Annotated in this window: 16 protein-coding genes and 4 pseudogenes; 8 read left to right on the top strand and 12 right to left on the bottom strand. The window is 68.8% G+C overall.

The genetic code is table 11. From position 1 onward, the window contains the following. Nucleotides 1–168: 168 nt before the first annotated feature. Nucleotides 169–1,170, top strand: a complete 1,002-nt coding sequence (locus ACFYPS_RS30760; protein WP_387328958.1) for a hypothetical protein — start codon at nucleotides 169–171, stop codon at nucleotides 1,168–1,170. 128 nt (nucleotides 1,171–1,298) lie between these two features. Here the strand turns inward: ACFYPS_RS30760 and ACFYPS_RS30755 are convergent, their stop codons facing one another. The 3 genes and pseudogenes from ACFYPS_RS30755 to ACFYPS_RS30745 form a co-directional block, all read right to left on the bottom strand. After that, on the bottom strand, nucleotides 1,299–2,120 hold the full coding sequence (locus tag ACFYPS_RS30755; protein ID WP_354968685.1) for a DUF4184 family protein: 822 nt from the start codon (nucleotides 2,118–2,120) through the stop codon (nucleotides 1,299–1,301). 366 nt (nucleotides 2,121–2,486) lie between these two features. After that, nucleotides 2,487–3,647, bottom strand: coding sequence for a low temperature requirement protein A (locus ACFYPS_RS30750; protein ID WP_387328955.1), 1,161 nt, complete (start codon nucleotides 3,645–3,647; stop codon nucleotides 2,487–2,489). Nucleotides 3,648–4,155: 508 nt separating this feature from the next. Next, nucleotides 4,156–4,317 (bottom strand): annotated as a pseudogene (locus ACFYPS_RS30745) (transposase); the annotation flags it as partial. 208 nt (nucleotides 4,318–4,525) lie between these two features. Between ACFYPS_RS30745 and ACFYPS_RS30740 the strand changes: the two are divergent. The 4 genes and pseudogenes from ACFYPS_RS30740 to ACFYPS_RS30725 all read left to right on the top strand — a co-directional run bounded on the left by ACFYPS_RS30740 (nucleotide 4,526) and on the right by ACFYPS_RS30725 (nucleotide 7,480). Beyond that, nucleotides 4,526–4,828: a transposase gene (locus ACFYPS_RS30740; RefSeq protein WP_354968005.1), complete on the top strand. Its 303-nt coding sequence runs from the start codon at nucleotides 4,526–4,528 to the stop codon at nucleotides 4,826–4,828. Then, nucleotides 4,825–5,409, top strand: a complete 585-nt coding sequence (locus ACFYPS_RS30735) for an IS3 family transposase (RefSeq protein WP_387328952.1) — start codon at nucleotides 4,825–4,827, stop codon at nucleotides 5,407–5,409. The genes ACFYPS_RS30740 and ACFYPS_RS30735 overlap by 4 nt, the downstream gene beginning before the upstream one ends. A gap of 63 nt (nucleotides 5,410–5,472) precedes the next feature. Further along, a pseudogene (locus tag ACFYPS_RS30730) lies at nucleotides 5,473–6,653 on the top strand (IS30 family transposase); the annotation flags it as partial. Further along, nucleotides 6,590–7,480, top strand: coding sequence for a nucleotidyl transferase AbiEii/AbiGii toxin family protein (locus ACFYPS_RS30725; RefSeq protein WP_387328949.1), 891 nt, complete (start codon nucleotides 6,590–6,592; stop codon nucleotides 7,478–7,480). The pseudogene ACFYPS_RS30730 and the gene ACFYPS_RS30725, both read left to right, overlap by 64 nt. A gap of 197 nt (nucleotides 7,481–7,677) precedes the next feature. Here the strand turns inward: ACFYPS_RS30725 and ACFYPS_RS30720 are convergent, their stop codons facing one another. The 4 genes and pseudogenes from ACFYPS_RS30720 to ACFYPS_RS30705 all read right to left on the bottom strand — a co-directional run bounded on the left by ACFYPS_RS30720 (nucleotide 7,678) and on the right by ACFYPS_RS30705 (nucleotide 9,929). Continuing rightward, nucleotides 7,678–7,959 (bottom strand): hypothetical protein, encoded by a 282-nt coding sequence (locus tag ACFYPS_RS30720; protein ID WP_354968014.1) that lies wholly within the window; start codon nucleotides 7,957–7,959, stop codon nucleotides 7,678–7,680. 426 nt (nucleotides 7,960–8,385) lie between these two features. Continuing rightward, entirely contained in the window at nucleotides 8,386–8,589 is a 204-nt protein-coding gene (locus ACFYPS_RS30715) for a cold-shock protein (RefSeq protein ID WP_250799179.1), read from the bottom strand. Between the two features lie 326 nt (nucleotides 8,590–8,915). Then, nucleotides 8,916–9,194: a hypothetical protein gene (locus tag ACFYPS_RS30710; RefSeq protein ID WP_354968015.1), complete on the bottom strand. Its 279-nt coding sequence runs from the start codon at nucleotides 9,192–9,194 to the stop codon at nucleotides 8,916–8,918. A 319-nt stretch (nucleotides 9,195–9,513) separates the two neighbouring features. Continuing rightward, nucleotides 9,514–9,929: pseudogene (locus ACFYPS_RS30705) on the bottom strand (NADAR family protein). On the opposite strand from ACFYPS_RS30705, the gene ACFYPS_RS30700 reads away from it, so the two are divergent. Further along, a complete protein-coding gene (locus ACFYPS_RS30700) occupies nucleotides 9,928–10,473 on the top strand; it encodes a DDE-type integrase/transposase/recombinase (RefSeq protein ID WP_387328999.1) in 546 nt (181 codons plus the stop codon). The pseudogene ACFYPS_RS30705 and the gene ACFYPS_RS30700 sit on opposite strands and share 2 nt — an antisense overlap. Nucleotides 10,474–10,706: 233 nt before the next feature. Next, the gene (locus ACFYPS_RS30695) at nucleotides 10,707–13,193 is read left to right on the top strand and encodes a tetratricopeptide repeat protein (RefSeq protein ID WP_387328946.1); all 2,487 of its coding nucleotides are present in this window, start codon (nucleotides 10,707–10,709) and stop codon (nucleotides 13,191–13,193) included. Nucleotides 13,194–13,723: 530 nt separating this feature from the next. Here the strand turns inward: ACFYPS_RS30695 and ACFYPS_RS30690 are convergent. The 3 genes and pseudogenes from ACFYPS_RS30690 to ACFYPS_RS30680 all read right to left on the bottom strand — a co-directional run. Further along, nucleotides 13,724–13,900, bottom strand: a pseudogene (locus tag ACFYPS_RS30690) (site-specific integrase); the annotation flags it as partial. A gap of 202 nt (nucleotides 13,901–14,102) precedes the next feature. After that, complete coding sequence (locus ACFYPS_RS30685; protein WP_387328943.1) at nucleotides 14,103–15,290, bottom strand: FAD-dependent monooxygenase; 1,188 nt, start codon at nucleotides 15,288–15,290, stop codon at nucleotides 14,103–14,105. Next, nucleotides 15,283–15,762: a cupin domain-containing protein gene (locus ACFYPS_RS30680; RefSeq protein WP_387328940.1), complete on the bottom strand. Its 480-nt coding sequence runs from the start codon at nucleotides 15,760–15,762 to the stop codon at nucleotides 15,283–15,285. Before ACFYPS_RS30680 ends, ACFYPS_RS30685 begins: the two co-directional genes overlap by 8 nt. Before the next feature lie 90 nt (nucleotides 15,763–15,852). Between ACFYPS_RS30680 and ACFYPS_RS30675 the strand changes: the two genes are divergently transcribed. Beyond that, nucleotides 15,853–17,619, top strand: a complete 1,767-nt coding sequence (locus ACFYPS_RS30675; RefSeq protein WP_387328938.1) for a GAF domain-containing protein — start codon at nucleotides 15,853–15,855, stop codon at nucleotides 17,617–17,619. On the opposite strand, the gene ACFYPS_RS30670 is transcribed toward ACFYPS_RS30675, so the two are convergent. Both ACFYPS_RS30670 and ACFYPS_RS30665 read right to left on the bottom strand, forming a co-directional pair. Continuing rightward, nucleotides 17,592–18,776, bottom strand: coding sequence for an MFS transporter (locus ACFYPS_RS30670; RefSeq protein WP_354968021.1), 1,185 nt, complete (start codon nucleotides 18,774–18,776; stop codon nucleotides 17,592–17,594). The genes ACFYPS_RS30675 and ACFYPS_RS30670 overlap by 28 nt on opposite strands. 1 nt (nucleotide 18,777) lies before the next feature. Continuing rightward, nucleotides 18,778–20,241 (bottom strand): CoA-acylating methylmalonate-semialdehyde dehydrogenase, encoded by a 1,464-nt coding sequence (locus ACFYPS_RS30665; protein WP_387328996.1) that lies wholly within the window; start codon nucleotides 20,239–20,241, stop codon nucleotides 18,778–18,780. Nucleotides 20,242–20,308: the final 67 nt, after the last annotated feature.

Below are 20,308 nucleotides of genomic sequence, written 5' to 3'. Positions count from 1 at the left end.
ACAACGCGGGGCCCGAGGCCGTATGCCGCCGGTCTCGCGACAGTCGAAGGCGCCACGAAGACAATGAAACCGGCTTGGGTCCGTGGGTGAGAAGTAGGTACAGCGGCAGCCGCATGGTGAACCACAACGCTAACAGCTCCGGAGGGCCGCCCCATAGCATCGGCGGCCATGGGTAGCAGAGTGAATTACGTCGTGATTCGCAATGGGCGCCACCAGCTGTACGCGCAGGGCGGCGGGGCTGGTTACAGCCTCGACTATCACTTCGCGATCGGTCCCGCGGCCGCGCTGCGGTGGCTCGACCAGCTCGACGACTGTCGGACGGACGAGTGGTTCGATGACCTGTCCTGCGAAGGCGGCGTGCTGATTGACGTAGATCACCGCACGCTGCTGATGTTCAGTCTGCTCGGTCATGTCGCCCTCGGCGGCCGGTACGACTATCGGGCCGCGCTACTCGAAGCGTACGGGCGTACCTGGGCTGGCTGGAAGATACGTTGGGCCTACGACGGAATCGGCGATCTCGTGGCATACCTCGGCCAGGACCGCCAGGCGGTGCGGCAGCGGATGCCTGCGCGGCCGGCCCTGTACGAGGACGGCGAAGGCTGGTCCGATGGGCCGATCGAATTTCTGGTCAGCGTGCTCGACGACGCTGGTCGCCGCGCCTATGGACTGACCGAGGGAGCGCAGCGTCCCTGGCTGGGCGGCCCGCAGCTGATGGCCGAACTCGACGGCCGCCACCTCGTTTCCTCGTGCCGGACCATTCCGACCGCGGGACTTCACCTCGACCTTTCGGCGCGCCGTGCCGGTCTCTGGAGCATCATCCCCTTGAAGGGAGTGACCGAGACGTGGCCGGCTCGCTGGCCCGGCTGGGGCCTGGAGTTGTGGGCCGCCGATTACGGGCAGCAGGTCAGCAGCGGCAGCGGGGCCGTCAGACTTCCCGCTGTCGACCTCGCCTGGGCCTTGGCCGCGCTCGCGAAACGGTTGGACAACTACTGGCCGGTTGAAGAGCACCTGCGGGCTAACGACGTCGACGTCGACCGGGTGCGCGAGTTAAACCTGGGGGGCATCGCAACCCACCTTGCGGCTCGCGTGACACCTGAAGCGCTCGCCACAGCCGCAGCTACGATCGCCTGCTCACACACCGACCTTCGCTCCACCTCCGGGGAGGTCTGAGGCGGACACGAAATCGGCCGGTGCGACCGATGCTGCAAGCCCAGGCCCGGTAGGTTGGCTGCCGCAGCGGTTGAATCTCCACCGTCCTTGCGGCGCAGCAGCGTACCGCTGCGGCGATCGGGCAGCGTTCATCGTGGCGGCGGCGAGGCGCTCGGCGACGAGGGCGGCACTTCCGATTTGCTGCCAGGTTCTTGCGTCCGGGTCTCAGCGGGGGCGGTCTTGGCGTTCACTGCTTGAACCGCCACAGCGGCGACGAGCAGCGCCCCAGCTGTGACGCACAGTAGCCGTACGACAGTCGCCCATGGCAGTTCCGCGGCTGGCAGCAGCGGGGTCAGGGCGTACCCGATGGTTGCGACGGCGCCGGCGACGGACCAGAACATCATCGAGCGGGTGCGGGTTGGCTGTGGGGTGCCGTGCCAGTCGCGAAGCAGCCGGCGGCGGCCGATCACGACGGCGACGCCGAGCGTGACCAGCGCCCCGAAGAGAGTGCTGGGGATGTCGGACACCGTCCACCAGGCGATCTCGCTGACCGAGTCCCAGTCGGTGCCGAATACGATGCGCTGCCACGCCACGGTGTGGGTGAGGTAGTCCCAGCCGATGTGACTGGCCGCGCCGAGCAGCGCACATCCTGCGGTGATCTGCCATCGATAGCGCACTGTGGCGAGCACGCCGTAGTCGCGCAGCGCGAACGGACCCAGGTGGGGTAGGTGGGCGGCGAGGGTCGCGACGGTGGCGCGGACAAGCCACGCGCCGAGCAGCGCCACCGGCAGACACCACCACACCAGCGCGGTGAGAGTGTGGCTCTGCCACTCCGGTCCGACCCCGAGGAACGCGTACTTGACGTCGGGTGCGACCGCACCGGTCGTCAGCGCGACACCGTCGAACCAGCGGGGTCGCCAGAGTTTGAGCGGGAGTACCACACCCGGGTGCGACGGAAAGGTCAGCGGCATCGGCGCATCTTCCCACCCAGTACTTCAGCCCGGGGGAGGGAGTGACCGGTTTCCGATGTAATCCATGCGGCGTGGTCGTTGGCGGTGCTGCGGATAATGAGGCCTTCGCGAAGGTGATGGCGAAGGGTCCAGGGCGGGCGTGCAGCGCGCCGCCCACTTCGATCGGCCGCGGCCGTTGCGGTGGCTACTGTGCATGGTTGTGCAGGATCTGCTTTTCAGATCAACGACTCTTGCGTCTTGAGACGGTTGCTTAAGGGGTTGATCCACGTCAGGGCAGCCCGACGGCTGTTCGGGGAACGGTCGCTTAGCAGACGGAGGGCGTTTCGTGGTGCAGCGCGCCTGCGGCAGGTGGCGCGCTGGAGTTCGTCAAAAGGGTGGTTGGGCGGGCTCCGGTGGTCGGCCGTGGGCACGGCGCGCATCGGTCACGGCCACGGCGAGGAGCACCGCGGCGGCGACGGCCGTGGCGGCGAAAGGCGGCGCGGACATCAGTGCCGGGTAGGACAGCGTCAGCGCCGCGAGGGTGATCAGACGGGCGGGAGAGACCCGGCCGAAGACCTCGTACTCGAAGCGGGCGCGGCCGGCGATGAACAGGGCCGGGCCGAGCAGGATAGGCGCGATCCAGGTCGCCGGGGCGGGATCGAAGGGGTGTTCGATGGTGATCTCGTATCCGAGGGCCGTGGTCACCACCCCGATGATCATGACCAGGTGGGTGTCGGCGGCGGACCGGCCGATAGTCGACGGATTGTCCGAGTGGGCGATGGCGTCGGGGAGGATCCGCCCGGCGCGGTGGTAGTAGATGCGCCAGAGCAGCACTGAGGTGATCGCGGCGACGGCGAAGGCGAGGGTGTGGTCGCGGTCGAAGGGTCCGGTGCTGTAGGTCAAACCGATCACCAGGATCGTCTCACCCAGGGCGATGAGAAAGAACTGCTGGTAACGCTCGGCGAGGTGTTCCGCGGCGATGTCCCACTCGGCGGTGGTGGCACGGCCCAGCCCAGGCACGGGCCAGCCCCACCGTCCGGCCGCGTACTCGATGCCGAGCGCGAGCGCCCACAGCGGTATTAGCGCCCGGCCGTCGAGGATCGCCCCGGTGATCCACAGCACGCCAGTGACGCTGTAGGTGGCGAGCATCCGCCACTTCAGCTGCCGGCGCTGCCGGTCGCGCAGGGCGAACTGGAGCACCAGCGGCCGGGTGAGCTGACCGGCGACGTAGGCGAACGCGAAGGCTTCCGCGTATCCGGTGAACGCCCGCGGGACGGCCACACCCATCACCAAGCTGGAGCCGAGCGCTACGGTGACCACCGCCTGGATCGTGATGGATTCCGGGTCGTAGCGGCTGGTCGTCCACGCGATGCCCTGCCACAGCGCGTACAGGGCCAGCAGCAGGATGAGGGTCTTCCCGGCGCCGGGCAGCGCCCGAGACCAGGCGCTGCCACCGGGCTCGACCACCACGTCCTCGAACGCCCGAGCGACGATCCGCGTCAACGCGAAGACGAACACCAGATCGAAGAACAGCTCGAGGAACGTCACCCGAGCAGGGCGAGCCTGCGCCGGCTCCGGTCTGGCAACCGTACGTCTCCACATGACCAAGACCCTCCTCGACGCCGCGGGCCAGTCGTAACACGCCGACGGACAGCCAGACCGGTAAACCGACCGAGGAGTGCGGGAACAGCGGACGAGCCCGCCGTCGGCTGCTGTCGTGGGCACGTCGCCCGGGTTTCGATCGTCTCCTGCGCCGCCCAAACCCGGAGCAGCGCCGCGGCCACCGAGTGCCGGCCGGTCTGTCGCCTTATGTGCATAGCCCCGTCAGTGACTCTCGGGACCGTATAAGGCCAGAGCACGCGGGCGGTCTTCACGAGCGGTGATGGGTGAATGCGGGACAGGTGGGCACGCTGAGGCGCTCATTCCGCCCGCGAAGTCATCTCTACGGCACTTCGGCCCAGGCCCTCCCGAGTTCACCAGGAACCGCGACCTTAACCTCGGCGCTGGACCGTATCCGGACGAGGACGTGGGTGTTCAACCTGCCCGGCAACCCGCAGAAGTAGGAGCGGTGCCGCAGCTTCGGGGCCGCCAGGTCGATCGTGCCGATGCGGGTGTCCCACTCCCGATGCCGGTAACCGTTGCGGGAGTTGACCCGCTCTTCAGCGCGCTGCCCATAGGCGGCGCCGCGGATCGCCTCCGCCTCGACGGACATCAACGCCTGCGCAGAATGCGCACATCGCCTGCAACACGTCATCGATCTGCTCGCGCAGCAGGTCAACAGGGTTGACACTTTCGCATACGGCCATCGCATTCTCTGTCTTCCTGCTCTGCTCGACCGTTTTGAAGGATGGGCCTGACCCGGTTTGACGGACATCTGAGATCTGTGGGGGCTGTGAGCCCCCGGGAGGATGTTCATCATGGAAGGCATGGGAAAGAAGCCGCGCCGGCCTCGCAGGGCGTTCACGCCGGAGTTCAAGGCGGAGATCGTCGCGGTATGCCGGCGTGGAGACCGGACGGTCGGTCAGGTCGCGAAGGACTTTGACCTGACCGAGACCGCGGTGCGGGACTGGGTCAAGCAGGCTGGCCTCGACGTTGGGACGCGGTCGGACGGGCTGACCACCGCCGAGCGGGATGAGCTGGCGCAGTTGCGGCGGGAGAACCGCCGGCTGCGTGAGGACGTCGACATTCTCAAGCGGGCCACGGCTTTCTTCGCGAAGGAGACCCGGTGAACGTGTATCCGTTCATCGAGGCGGAGAGAGCGCAGCAGGGCAACGTGAAGCGTGCCTGTGAGCTGTTGGAGGTCTCCCGGTCCGCCTACTACCAGCACCATGCCGCCGGCCCGTCGACGCGGGTCCGTCAGGACGTCGAACTCACCGAGCAGATCATCGAGGTGCACGACGCCTCCGCTGGAACCTACGGCTCCCCGCGCGTGCACGCCGAACTGCGCGCCCAGGGCCGCCGGCACTCCCGCAAGCGGATCGCCCGGCTCATGCAAGCGGCCGGCCGGTGCGGTCGGGCACCGAAGCGGTGGCGGACGACGACCGTGCCCGACCCGGCGGCGCCCGCGCGTCCTGACCTGATCGCCAGGGACTTCACTACCGCAGCCGCGGCGGTGAACACCCGCTGGTGCGGAGATATCACCTACATCAACACGTGGGAGGGCTGGCTGTATCTGGCCACCGTTCGACCTGGCCTCCCGTCGGGTCGTCGGCTGGGCCACCGCCGATCATCTGCGCACCGACCTACCCGCTCAGGCTCTATCCCACGCCGTGACCAGCCGTCGCCCCGAGCAGCCGGTGATCTTTCATAGCGACCGCGGCTGTCAGGGCGGATTCAACGGGTCGTCGCAACACCTCGTCGGAAGGGTGAAGCGATGGCTTATGGGCCGAGGCAGAAGCGGGTTCGGGAGTGTCGGGGTCAGATTCCCTCGCCGGGACGACCGACGGTGGCGTGGCGTCAGGACCGGGTCAGGTTTTGGGCTGCGATCAGTCGTGGTGTGATGACCGAGGACGCGGCCACGGCGGCGGGCGTGTCGTCACCGGTTGGGTTCCGGTGGTTCCGGCACGCTGGCGGCGTGAATCCTGCGCTGCCTGCGACGGTGTCGGGCCGGTATCTGTCGTTCGGCGAACGCGAAGACATCGCTTTGTCGAAGGCGCAAGGTATGGGCGTGCGCGAGATCGCACGCCGGCTCGGCCGAGACCCGTCGACTATCTCGCGGGAGTTGCGGCGCAACGCCTCGACCAGGACGTACCGGTTGGACTACAAGGCCACGACCGCGCAGTGGCACGCCGAGCGTCGAGCCCGCCGCCCGAAGACCGCAAAGTTGCTCGGGCATGGATTACCGGATGGAGTCCGGAGCAGATCTCCCGAAGACTCAGGGCCGAGTTTCCGGAGGATGAGTCGATGCGCATCAGCCACGAGGCGATCTACCAGGCGCTCTACGTCCAGAGCCGCGGCGCCCTCAAGCGCGAACTCGTCACCTGCTTGCGGATCGGTCGGGCGCTTCGCGTCCCCCGGGCACGCGCGAAACAACGCGCATGGGCGCACGTCACCAGCGACACGCTGATCAGCGAACGTCCCGCCGAAGTCGCGGACCGCGCCGTTCCCGGGCACTGGGAAGGAGATCTGATCATCGGGTTGCAGCGTTCCGCTATCGGGACGCTGGTCGAGCGGACGACCAGGTTCACGATGCTGATCCACCTACCCCGCGAGGACGGCTGGGGTGTGATCCCGCGGACGAAGAACGGCCCAGCTCTCGCCGGGTATGGAGCGATCACGATGAGCAAAGCCCTCGCCGAGACGATCACGACACTGCCCGAGCAGCTCCGCAGATCGCTGACATGGGACCGCGGCAAGGAGCTGTCTGCGCATGCACGATTTACGGTCGAGACCGGAGTCCCGGTGTTCTTCGCCGACCCCCACAGCCCTTGGCAACGCGGCACCAACGGGCTGCTGCGGCAGTACTTCCCGAAAGGCACCGACCTGTCCAGATGGAGCGCCGAAGAGATCAACGCTGTCGCCCACGCGCTCAACAGCAGACCCCGGAAAACCCTGGCCCTGCTACCGGTTGTGCCGGGCGTCTTGCAGTACCCGAACGCCTACCGCGCCGGCGAGCCCGACTTCCTCGTAGCGGCCACCGGCCAGCTGTGGACCAACGCCCGACGCGCCGCCATGAATCACGTCTTGGCGGCCATCGCCGCAACCACCTGGGGCCAGTATCTGGTCTTGCGCGGCAGCGTCACCATTGCGGCCTGGGTCGGCGACGCCGCCGCGAGCCGGGCGACCTCGACTTCGTCGTCACCCCGCACACCATCACCAGCGACAGCACCGACGCCCGCACGCTGCTCGATGACATCAAGACCGCCATCCGAACCGCAACGGGCGCCGGCCTGCAACCAGACCGGATCACCGAGTCCGCCATCTGGACGTACGAACGCGCTGACGGACGCCGCCTGCTCATCCCGTTCAGCACCCCGGAGGCATCGGACGGCCACGTACAGATCGACATCGTCTTCGGCGAACGACTTCCTCTCCCGCCAGAGGTGCTGATCCTGCCCGACGTCGACGAGTCGTTACTGGCCGCGCCCGCCTCGCTGGCGCTGGCGTGGAAGCCGCTGCGGCTGGCCACCGACATGTACCCGCAAGGCAAGGACCTCTACGACGCGGTCCTGCTCGCCGAACACACCGCCGTTGACCAAGCCCTCGTCCGCCAACTCATGCGACCGGAACTCGGCGCCGAAGCCGATACCTTCACGGCCGAGACCGTGCTGTCCTGGGAGGTCGACTGGTCCAACTTCACCGACGAGTACTCCGGAATTACGGGCACCGCCGAGCAGTGGACCAGGCGGCTGGCACTGGCCCTCGATCACGCCTGGACCTGACCAAGCCAGAACAGGTCGGCAGGACCGGCACCCGCTCCATCCGGCTGTCGTGACAGTTGGTAACGCGCGATAGGTGGCATGAGAGTTAACGGTTCCCGGCAGAGTCTATCGATCGACACGATCCTGCCCTCATCGCTGCGTCAGAGCAGAGTGACCGCGTCGCGGCGGCGATGTAGCGGCGGCCGTGCGGCGCACGATCAGAATGGTGCGGGTCCGCGGCCTGCCAACGACATCAACACCTGCGTGGCGAGTAGCTTGCGTATGCCGGTGACGACGACTGTCCCCATCCGATCGTAGGGCAGTTCCAATTGCAGCCCTTCGACTGCGTTGCGAAGGTCTGCCGTGATCTCGTCCGGACGGAATGTGCCCCCCCAGCCGTTGAGTCCTCCGCGCTGGTTGGTACTGAGGGAAGCCATGCCGGATATGCATGCGCCGTCGACCAGGATCAGCCTCGCAGGACCCGAGTAGGTCGTCGTCATAATCATCAACCCTTCAGGATGTAACGCCGTGCACCCCGGGTCCCGGCTGTCTGACAGTCATCAGGAGGCGAGGCGTCGAGTCCGACCACGGCGTGCTCCACCTGGACCGCGACCGTACGTGCCTCAACCGTCAGGGCGGCGGCGATGCGGAATTCGGCTCGTTAGCGATAAGGGTCGATGTCCGTGTCTGTCTGGTTCATGAGCCAGAGGCGCGCCTTGGGCGAGCTGACAGTCGGCCTGGGCAGACTAGCGCCCGAGGTCCGAATCGATCCAGAGAAGAGAACACGGGGGCAATGCTGAGCGGGCTCCACACCGAGATGGCCGGACTTCTGCCGATCAGACGATCTTCGCGATGCCGTGGTGAACGCATGAAACGCCGAACGGCGGCCCGCTGAACCAGTCGGGCCGCCGTTCGCAGAGTGTGGATCAAAGCGGGCGGATGTTCTCCGCCTGCAGGCCCTTCTGGCCTTGGGTGATGTCGAACTCCACCTTCTGATTCTCGTCGAGGCTGCGGAAGCCGCTCGCCGAGATCGCGGAGAAGTGGGCGAAGACGTCGGCGCCGCCGTCGTCCGGGCTGATGAAGCCGAAGCCCTTGTCGGCGTTGAACCACTTCACGGTACCTGTAGTCATGTCTGCTCCTTCGCAGGCTGTTAGAGACCGCACTGCGCGGACCCTTACGCCGCCGCGTTGATCACCCGCGTCGAAACGACACGAAAAGCGCCTGGATGGGTTTCAGATGCCCCATCAGGCGCCGGAAGACGTCTACGGAAATCAAAACTGCAACTCGGGCACCGTAGCACATGATCCGTCGTCGATCCCATGGCGGTGAGTGGACCTGGTCACTCGTCTGCTTGCCACGCCGCGTGGACGGCACGTTGACCGGGTTCACGATGGGCTAGTCGTCGTCCCCACCGCGCGCGGGCGCGGTTGGGGTGTGGTCCGGCGTCGACAAGCCGTTATCCGTGGGGTGGCCGGCCGCCGAGGTAGCGGCCCTGCTCGCGGGTTCGTGCCTGCATCGCCATAGTGGTGCGGAAGCGGGCGCGTCGCACCTCCCGCTTGGCCTGTGCCCCGAGCAGCATCAACAGCGCCTGGTGAGTGACGTCCTGAAAGTCGATCGGCTCGTCCGTCTCGGGCAGCCACAGTTGCACGCCGTGCCGCTGCAACAGCGCGGCCACGTGCGTGGCCTGGCTGCCGGAGAACGCACGGGCGTACTCGCCGACCACGATCGAAGCCACGGTCAGGGTCGGTCACTGCGGCGAGTAGTGCGGCGGCTTGGGGTCGGTCGACCCACGACAGTTCGCGGGTGTGGCCGACGTCGAAGAACTGCGCCACGATCCGTCCCCTGCCAGCGACAAGTTCGGTGGCGACGTCGAGTTGCCACCGCCGCGAGGACACCGGGTCCTGATAGTTCCTGCGTCGAGACGCGTCCGTAGAACGCGAACCGCAGCCCGGCCGGCGCCCGGCTCCCACGTCGGCGAACCTGCGGCGTCTTGCCCTCGACCCACGCCGCGAGCAGATCCTTCTCACCGTGGTTCGGCACGGTTGCCCCGTCGATCATCGACTGTCCGGGCGCAGTCGCTCCCGGGTGTGCATGAGAGCGAAGCCGAGCAGGTTGAGCCCCCTCCACTGGCCTGGGTCGGCGGCGCCGGGGTCGTCGGCGGCGAGCCCGATGCCCCAGATCCGGTCGACCGGGCTGGCCTCGACCAGGATCCGGTCGCCGGTGCCGACCAGGTAGTCCCGCAGATCACCGTGCTGCCCGACCTTGGCGACGCTGCCGTCGACCACGATGTCGTACCGGTTGGCCTCCCAGATGGTTTGGTCGAAGCCTCGGATACCTTCCGCCCCAGTGTCTTGGCCCGATGCGGATGCGACGCGGCCAGCACTTCCTCCGCGATGGTCGTGTCGCCGAACAGCATGGCTTTGGCCCACATCATGTAGTGCTCGTCGGTGCCGAACTCGCGCCCGCCGATGGAGAACGGGGCCGGCCACCACTGGCTCAGGCAACCGGCGCCGACCCCTCCGCGCCGCGGCCGTTGGTTTTCCCCAGAAGTGCAGGAACTTCACCCGCTGGCCGGAGGCAATAAGGTCGGCCAGCTCAGCAACGGTACGCGGATACGCGGCCGTCATTCTCCCGGACCAGCCCACCGGGTCGCAGCCGATATTCCAGCGACGGCGACCGGCTGCCCAGCACCGTCACGGATGCTGAAGGTGACGCCTACCGAGGTGGTCACCGACGCCGCGCCGGTCTACCCCGCCGTGCTCGACGACCTGATCTCCTCGGCCTGGCACCATGTCGAGCGGCACGCGAACAATCCGATCGAGGCCGATCACAGCCAGCTCAAGCACCGGTTACGACCCATGCGTGTGCTCCGAACCGACCAGACCGCACAAGTGATCATCGCCGGACACGCATTCATCCAGAACCTCCGCCGTGGACACTACGAACTCGGGCTCGACAGTCAGCCCAAGCTCCGAGTCGCTTCGGCGTTCAGTGAACTCGCCCGGGCCATCTGACGCGAACCCGACCCGGGCGTAACGCACCTCCCCCATCAGATAATGCAACGGCGCCCTCCGGCCCACACCTCTGTTGCGCAGGCAACCACAACACACCACCAGACCAACACCGCATCCAGCAGCGCGACGACGGCGAATGCGCGCCGGTGATACAGGCCGATCCGGGGATGCCTTGCGCGCGACTGCTGTGATGAGGTGGCTGCGACTGGTGACCGGAGCCGGATGGGGTGTGAATGCGCTGGGCGACGGTGATCCTCGGGGCGGTGGTGGCCGGGGCGATTGGCTGGTGGGCGGCCGCTGGGCCGAACCACCAGGACAGCGACGTCGCGGTCGGTGTCGCCGCCGCGATCGTCACGATCGTCGTCACTGCGCTGACGAAGTGGGCCAACCGCGACGGTCACCCCATCCCGGACCCCGACCAGCTCGCCGCCCGCGACACCGGACCGTTGCCGCCCGGCGCGGCCGGAACCGACCCGCCGCAGATGGTGATCGGCGATTTGCCCGGGCAGGCGGTCGCCTGGCAAGACCGGGTCGAGCTGCTGGACCGGTTGACGGTGATGGCCGGGCACGGCCGGACTGTCGTGGTCTGCGCGGTGACCGGGCAGCGCGGCATCGGCAAAACGCAGCTTGCCGCCGCATACGCCCGCGCCCGCGTCGCCGAAGGCTGGCCCGTGGTGGTGTGGGTCGTCGCCGACACCCCCGCCAACCTGGTCACCGGCCTGGACGCACTCGCCGCCCAAGCAGGAGTCCGCCAACCCGACACCGACCCCGTCGACGCCGCCCGCGCCGCCCTGGCGTGGCTGCGCGCGCATTCCGGCCCCTGTCTGCTGGTCTACGACAACGCCGTCGACCCGGACCTCATCCGCGCCTGGACCCCACCGGTCGGTGCTGTGCATACCGTGGTCACCACCACCCGCCACGACTTCGGCAACCTCGGCGAACCCGTCGACGTCACCCTGTTCACCCCGACCGAAGCCGTCACCTACCTACGTGCCCGAACCGGACTCACCGACGACACCGGCGCGGGTGAGGTCGCCGAACAGCTTGGCTGGCTGCCCCTCGCCCTCGCGCAGGCCGGCGCGGTCATCGGCCCGCGCCGCCGCTACCGCAGCTACCGCGCCTACCTGGACCGGCTCGCCACCATGTCCGTCATCGACATGCTGCCACGCCCCAGCGGCGACCCCTACCCGCACGGCGCCGCCGAGGCGATCCTGCTCGCCCTGGACGACCTCGCCGCCAACGACCCCGACGGACACGCCCGCAACCTGCTCGATCACCTCGCCGTGCTGGCCCCCACCGGCGTCGACCCCGCCATGCTCGCCCACCTCACCGACGACGACACCGCCGCGGTCGTCCTCGCCGAACGGTCGCTGACCATCCCCACCGTCGACACCGACCGCACCGTGGTCCACCGGCTCGTGCAGCGCGTCGTCCGTGACCACAACCAGCACCTCGGCCGACTCGACACGCTGCTGAGCGACACCGTCGGCCGGCTCGACGCCGCCGCACAGCAGACTGGCGAGCAATGGGCGACCCGTACCCTCATCGCCGACTACGTTCAACACGCCCAGACCCTCGCTACGCACCCCACCGACGAATCCACCACACGACGGTTGCTCACCCTGCGGATATGGATGCAGTACTGGCTGGGCCGGGTCCACAGTGTCAGTGCCGCGCTCACTCACGGCGCGGCCCTCGTCGAAGACTGCGAGCGGGTCCTCGGCCCGGACCATCCCGAAACCCTGGAATCGCGCAATGACCTGGCCTTGGCCTACCAGGCGGTGGGGCGGCTGGACGAGGCGATCGACCTGTACCAGCGCACCCTCGCCGACCGCGAGCGGGTCCTCGGCCCGGACCACCCCGACACCCTGGCCTCGCGCAACACCCTCGGCGGCGCCTACCGGTTGGTGGGGCGGCTGGACGAGTCGATCGACCTGGTGCAGCGCACCCTCGCCGACCGCGAGCGGGTCCTCGGTCCGGACCACCGCGCCACCCTGGCCTCGCGCAACGACGTGGCCAATGCGTACTGGATGGTGGGGCGGCTGGGCGAGTCGATCGACCTGGTGCAGCGCACCCTCGCCGACCGCGAGCGGGTCCTCGGCTCGGACCATCCCGAGACCCTGGCCTCGCGGAACGTCCTGGCCTCTTCCTATCAGATGGTGGGGCGGCTGGACGAGGCAATCGACCTGCAGCAGCGCACCCTCGCCGACCGCGAGCGGATCCTCGGCTCGGACCATCCCGACGCCCTGGTCTCGCGCAACGACCTGGCCTTGGCCTACCAGGCGGTGGGGCGGCTGGACGAGGCGGTCGAACTTTGCCAGCGCACCCTCTCCGACTGCGAGCGGGTCCTCGGCCCGGACCACCCCCACACCCTTGGCTCCCGCAACGACCTGGCCTACGCCTACCAGGCGGTGGGGCGACTGGACGAGGCGATCGACCTGCACCAGCGCACCCTCGTCGACCGCGAGCGGGTCCTCGGCCCGGACCATCCCGACACCCTGACCTCGCGCAACAACCTCGCCTACGCCTACCAGGCGGTGGGGCGACTGGACGAGGCGATCGACCTGCAACAGCGCACCCTCGCCGACCGCGAGCGGATCCTCGGCCCGGACCACCCCGAGACCCTGGCGTCGCGCAACAACCTCGCAGGCGCCTGCGAGACGGTGGGGCGGCTGGACGAGGCGATCGACCCGCACGATCAACCGGCTGCACAGCAGTGAAACACAGCAGCCAGAGGCACCGAGCCGGACCCGTTCGGACCCGCGCAACCCTTCTGACCTCGGACGGGACCTCACCGGACCACCGGGCCGACAGTTCGCATCGAAGGGGTCTGATCCGTTGTGCCCCCGTCGCGCTGGGAGAAATCCGGGAGATGATCTTATAAATGACCGTTCCCGGCACCGATGCAGACCAACGGTCACTAACGCTTTGACCTGCATATCTGCACTCAGCCGAAGGGCACGGAAGCGACTTGACCTTGTTCGGGACGAAGGGGTTGCCAGTTCGGTGCGGGTCTCGCAGATCGGCCGCCCGACCGCTGGGGGAGTACAGCAGCGGAGTACAGCAGCCGACCGCTCCACAGGGTTCCGTACCGTGCCGAGAGAACCCGTCTGACCTGGGCTGGGGAGCGGTCGGGACGGCTTGCGCGTCTCTGGGGGTCAGGGGGTCATCGGTTCAAATCCGGCCGTTCCGACGCAGCTCAGAGGGCACATCTGATCGACGGACGTGCCCTCTCGTCGTAGCTGGGTGACTAATTGAGTGACAACGCCTCAGGGTCGAAGATCCGGTCCATGGCGATCGCACCGCTCAGGAGCACCAGCCGGAGTTGGTGCCGGTAGACGCTCTCGGTGACGGTCGTGCCGGAGTGGCCGCAAAGGTCGGCGATCTGTTCGATGCTGACGCCGCTGTCCGACAGCAGGGACACGAAGGGGATTCCTTGGCGAGACCACACCACTGTGTTGCGAGGCTGCGCGGTTCGAGGTGCTGGCAACCGGCGAGGAAGTGCCCCTCGAAGAGATGATCTTGTTGTGCCGTTCAGGTGCGAGGCCTGTGGACGCTGGGCGGTCAGGTAGGCCGCAGTCGAGGGGTCTTCCCGGTTGCATGCGTCCCACAGCCCCACCAGAGGCGTCCTACTGGTCGGGGCCGTAGAGGCCGAAATGCAGCGCTGGGTCAGCCGGATCCCAGGTGTTCGTGAACTGTGACCGTGCACCCATCTCGGCAACCCGACTGAGAAGGTTGTTGCCCAACGCCAGCCGGGCCGGCTCCCAGGCGGCCAGCGCGCGCGGAATGTCGGGCTCAGCAGAGAGCGCGTCCGCGAGAGCCCAGGCGTCGGCGGCCGCCTTGGCGGTGCCGGCCGCTGCGTGGGGTCGCGCGGCGAACGCAGCGTCGCCGATCAAGGCCACGCGTCCGAAAGCCATCTTGCGCACCGCGATGTCGAGAACGATCTGGATGTACGGCTGGGCGGTCCGGGTCACCAGCTCGGCTGCCGCGGGTGGCAGCAGCTTCAAGGCGTCGGAACGCATCCGGTCGACGTACCGCTGCTGCACCTGTCCCGGGTGCACCGAGACGGGGGCGGTGAAGCCGCGCTGGTCGGTGACCATCTCGTCCAGTTCCGGGCCCTCGGGGACGTTGCGGTACCAGACGTAGTTGAGCTGCCGGTCCCCTCGGGAGAGGCTGCCGTTGCTGTCGGGGATTGGGTACATGCAGATGTGCGAGGCGTCGATGACGGCGTAGGTCGTCGCCTTGTGGATGAGGTCGGCCGTCTCGACCGACACTGTGCGCTCGGGCACGGTTCCACGCCAGCCGATGTAGCCCGAGTAGCGCGGCTGGAACTGCGGCTGAAGCCGCCGGCGCCCGATCGACGAGATTCCGTCGGCGAACACCACGAGCTCTGCACTCTCGGTCCGGCCGCTGGTGAAGCGGATGTTCACGCCGTCGTCGTCCTGACTGACTCCGACGGCGTACTCGCCGAGGTGGTAGTGGTCGGTGCCGAAGTCGTCCAGCAGCACGCGGTACATCGTTGTCCAGGAGCTGAATCGCCAGGCGGCGGGCTCCTCATGCACGATCTTGTTCCCTACGCCCAGGTAGCGCGTCACCGACGAGCCGATGCTGATGTCGTCGACGCCGAAGCCGTGAGGTCGTTCGACGATCCAGCGGACGGTGTCGGGCTGGAGGACGATGCCGCCGCCTCGGCCGTCGAGGTACGTCGGGGTTCGCTCGAAGACGTCGACCTCGAAGCCCTGCTCGCGCAGCAGCAGGGCCGCGGTGAGTCCGGCGAACGAGCCGCCGACGACGACCGCGCGGCGCGCCTCAGTCATGGTCGTACCTCTCGCTGTTGTCGAGTGCGGGTCCGTACGGGTGGTGCTCGAGGTTGACGACGATGGCGTCCTGGGTGGTGCGCGCGACGATCATCCGCACCGGCTCGGCGCCGCTGGCGTTCTCCTCCCAGTGCACGACGTGGGGCTTGATGTAGACGAAGTCGCCTGGGTGCGCCTCCCGCATGTCGTCGAGGGTGTCGCCGACCCACCAGCGACCCACCCCGCTGAGCACGTAGAGCGCGGTCTCGGACTGGCCGTGGTGGTGGACACCGGTCTTGCTGCCCGGGGGGAGCACCGAGAGCCCCATCCACAGGTCCTGGGACCCGAGGCGGCGGGCGGAGACGGCCTCGAAGCGCTTCAGGCCGGACGTCTGGGGTGTCTCGTCGGATAGGTCGTCGGCGCGGATGATGTGCACGCCGGCCCCGCGGGACGTCCCGGGCGGCTCGGCCTCGGACAGGTGGTGGTCGTTCATGGCGCCTACTGTGGCCTCCGCTGGCCCCGTTCGGACATGTGTCGCCACACAGGCATGGCGCGGAGTCGGGTGTCGTGGCACAGTCACGCCATGCAGACGAGCGGTGCCCTGCACCTGCGCCCCTGGCTCGAGGCGATCGCGACCATCGCCACCGTGATCAATCGACCGGTTTCGCTACCAGAGGTGCTCGACCTCGTGTCCGAGACGGCGGCCCGCCTGCTTGGCTACGACTTCTGCGCCGTCTTGATCGTCGACGAGGACGGCAATTCGCTGGCCATCACCGGCACTTACGGCCTCTCGTCGAGCTACATCCAGCAGGTCAACGCCGACCATCCGGTGATGCTGGACCCGGACGACGAGCTGCAGGCTCCCTCCAGCAAAGCGTTCCTCACCGGTAGGTCGGTGCAGGTGGTTGATACCCTGGCCGACGCGACCTTCCTCCCGTGGGGTGGGGTGGCGCGCCAGCAGGGCTACCGCTCGTTGATCTCGGTCCCCGTTGTGTCGTCGGGCGTGCCCGTCGGGACGCTCAACTGCTACAAGCGGGTTCCCCACGAGTACGGCGCCGACGAGCGGGATCTGCTCTCTCTGCTCGCCGACCAGGCCGGCGTCGCGATCGAGACGACCAGGCTGCGCGATCGCGAGGCCGCGACCATCGCCGAGCTGCTCGCGGCCAACACCGCTCTCGCCGAGCAGCACGAGTTGCTGCGTCGCGGGGAGGCGGTGCATGAGCAGTTCACCCAGGTCGCGCTCCGGGGCGGTGGCGTTGCGGGGGTCGCGGCGGCGCTGACCGAGGTGCTGGGTACGTCGGTCGTGGTGACAGAGGAACCGTCTGGGGACGAGCTGGCCGCGGTGAAGCGTGACGAGGAGCCTCTCGTCACACAGGACACGGAGGCGCACTCGACGCCGGTGATGCTCGGCCTGGACACGGTCGCTCGGATCTGGGTCCCCCGGTCCGTGCTGCCGCTGCCCGCCATCGACGTCCGCGCGCTCGAGCACGCCGCCACGGTCTGCGCCCTCGAGGTGCTGCGGGCCCGCACGGCACTCGAGGTCGAGTGGCGCCTGTCCGGCGAGGTGGTCACGGACCTGCTCACCGGGAACCCAGCGGGGTTGGTGACGGCCGCCGAGCGGGCGGGCCGGCTCGGTCTCGACCTGACGAACCCGCATGCCGTGATCGTGGTCCACGGCGGCACGCAGCGTGCCGGGTCCGCCCGCGTCCTGTCGGTCGCGAGGTCGCTGGTGGCCACCGCTCAGCCCCGTGCGTTGGTCAGCGCGATCGCGGACGACGTCGTGTTGCTGTTGCCGGCGAAGGACCAGGCCGACGCCTTGGACCGCGCCGGTCAGCTCCAACGGCAGCTGCGCCGTATCGGCGTCGGGGCGGACACCGGGGTGGCAGTCTCGCCGCTCTGCACGACGCTCGCCGACTACCCCGCGGCCTACCGACGTGCCCGCGGTGCGGCGACGATCGCCCAGCTCCGTGGGCAGGCCGACACGGTCGCGAGCTTCGAGTCGCTGGGCGTGCACGGGCTGCTGCTGCAGCTCGAGGACGTCTCGGAGCTACGTCGCTTCGCCGCCGAGACGCTCGCCCCGATCCGCGCCCACGACGCTACGCGCGGGACTGCTCTCGAGCAGACGCTGCGCGCCTACGTCGCCCACGACCTCAACACCGCTGCCACTGCCACCACGCTGTTCGTGCACCCCAACACGGTCGGCCTGCGCATCCGCAAGGCCGAGCAGCTGCTGGGGGTGTCCACCGCGCACGTGCGGTCCCTCGCCGAACTCCAGATCGCGCTGAGTGCCGACGAGGTGGCCGACGCGCTCGGGACCCGTGGTCAGGACGGCGGCACGGCACGTGGCTGAGCACCGCTCGGGAGCACGAGCAACGGCACCAGCCACAGCATGGCGACGACGACCAGTGTCCAGGAGGCGTGCCCGTGGTCGGCTGCCCACCCCATGACCGGGGTCGCCGTGACGACGAGACCGAACGCGGCCGTGTTCATCATCCCGACGGCAGCCGCCGGTCGCTGCGGGTAGCGCGCCTGGGCGGCGCCGACCACGCTCGCGAACGGCAGTCCGCTGAACAGCCCGAGCACCACCACGGCCAGGACCGCGACCACCGGCGCGGTCGGTCGGGACAGCGCCATGGTGGCGGCCGAGCACGCGATCAGTGCGAGGACACAGATCGTCCGGCTGTGGGTGGGCCACATCGCCGCGACGTGGCCGCCGAGAGGCCGGCTCACCACGGAGAGGCCGAGCACGCCCGATCCGATCACGGCGGCCGCCGTGGACTCGAACGACCAGATGTCGACGAGCAACGTGGTGGCCCATGACGAGAGTACGAGGCCCACTCCGAGCGTGACGGCGTGGACGGCGGCGAGGCGGAACAGCTCACCGTCGCGCAACAGCGTCGACGGTGGTGATCCGGCGGTGTGGACGCCATGCGTGGGCGTCGCTCGGCGGGCTCCGTCCGGCGGTTGCCGCGCCGCCAGTACCAGCGCGAGGGCCGTCACAGCAGCTGTCGTGACCCAGGGAGCCCGCCAGTCCAGCACGAGCTCGGCGAACGGCACCACGAGCACGGCCGCTCCCGACGCGGCGAGCGCCACGCCACCGAAGATCCCCATGCCCCACGATCCGCGGCCGCTGCTGCGCGCCAGCTCGGCTCCGGAGACGAAGCAGACGGCGAATCCCGTCCCGGAGGCGATCCTGGCCGCCACCGCCAGCCAGGGCAGGGGAGCCAGCAGGGCCAGCAGGTGCGCGGCGACGACGAGGGACAGCCCGGCGACCGCCGCCGTTCGCACGCCGAGGCGGTCGACCAGGATCCCGCCGGGGAACTGGAGGGCGGCATAGGGCGCGGCCAGCGCGGCGGTGAGCAGGCCGACCCAGAGAAGGTCGGCGCCGTAGGCGGCCGCCATGGTGCTCGCTGCGGCGCCCGCGGCCGTCATCGCCCAGCCGGCCGAACCGCCGAGCAGGCAGGCAAGAAGGAGCGTCGGAGCGGGGGGCGCCGCCGTGGTCGTCACTTCAGGTGTTCTGCGGGAAGCCGAGCTGTACTCCGCCGCTCGGCGCGCCCCACCGCGACGTGACCACCTTGGCGCGGGTGAAGAACCGCACCCCCTCGGCACCGTGGGCGTGCGTGTCGCCGAACAGTGAGTTCTTCCAGCCGCCGAAGGAGTGGTGCGCCACCGGCACCGGCACCGGCACGTTGATCCCGACCATGCCGACCTGCACCTCGTTTTGGAACCGCCGGGCGGCCGGCCCGCTGGAGGTGAACAGGGCGGTGCCGTTGCCATAGGGGTTGGCGTTGATCAGGCGAAGCGCCTCGTCGAAGGATTCCGTTCGTACGACTGCGAGAACCGGGCCGAACACCTCGTCGCGGTAGACCGACATCTCGGGTGTGACATGGTCGACCAGCGTCGGCCCCAGCCAGAAGCCTGACGCCTCGCCATCCACGTCCCAGTCGCGGCCGTCGACGACGAGCTTGCCGCCCTCCGCCTCCGCCGCCTCGACGTACGAGGCAACCCGATCGCGGTGCTCGCGCGTCACGAGTGGCCCCATGTCGACGTCGCGGCGTCCGGACCCGACCGACAGGGCACGTGTCCGGTCGGCGATTCGGGTCACCAGGTCGTCCGCTACCGGTCCCACCGCGACGACAACGCTGATCGCCATGCACCGCTCGCCGGCCGAGCCGTAGCCCGCGCTGACGGCGGCGTCCGCAGCGGCGTCGAGGTCGGCGTCGGGGAGCACGACCATGTGGTTCTTGGCGCCGCCGAGGGCCTGCACGCGTTTGCCCGACACGGCCGCGGTCTCGTAGACGTGCCGCGCGACGTGCGTCGATCCTACGAACGACACCGCCTCGATCGCGGGATGTCTGAGCAGCGCGTCGACCGCTTCGGCGTCGCCCTGCACGACGTTGAACACACCGGCCGGCAGGCCTGCCTCCTCCCACAGCCGCGCCAGCCAGATTGAGGCCGACGGGGTCTTTTCGCTGGGCTTGAGCACGACGGTGTTGCCCGCCGCGATGGCCACCGGCACGAACCACAGGGGCACCATGGCCGGGAAGTTGAACGGGCTGATCACGGCGACCGGTCCCAACGGCTGGCGTACGGTCGACACGTCGACACCGGTGGCGGCGTTCTCACTCACGGCGCCGTGCAGCAGCTGGGCGATCCCGCAGGCGACTTCGACGACCTCCTGGCCGCGGCTGACCTCTGCGACGGCGTCCGCCATCACCTTGCCGTGCTCGTCGGTGATCAGCTCGGCCAGCTCCGTCTTGCGTGTGTTCAGCAGCTCGCGGAAACCGAACAGTGTCTGGGTGCGGCGGGCTAACGACGTGTCGCGCCACGCCGGGAACGCCGCGACGGCGGCGTCGACCACGCGGGCCACGTCGTGCGTGGACGCCAGTGCCACCGCGGCGGTCACCGCTCCGGTCGCTGGGTTGGTGACCGAGGCGGTACGGGTGCTCGCACCCGCGAATTCTCGCCCCATCCAGTGGTTCACACGCGCCACGTCGCCGTTCATGTACTCGCTCCTCATGCGGGGACCCTCAGGATGG

This window comes from Micromonospora sp. NPDC005087 (assembly GCF_042872965.1).
Lineage (GTDB): Bacteria > Actinomycetota > Actinomycetes > Mycobacteriales > Micromonosporaceae > Micromonospora.
Note: the sequence above shows the minus strand (reverse complement) of the source record. Positions and strands in the feature narration are given on the sequence as shown.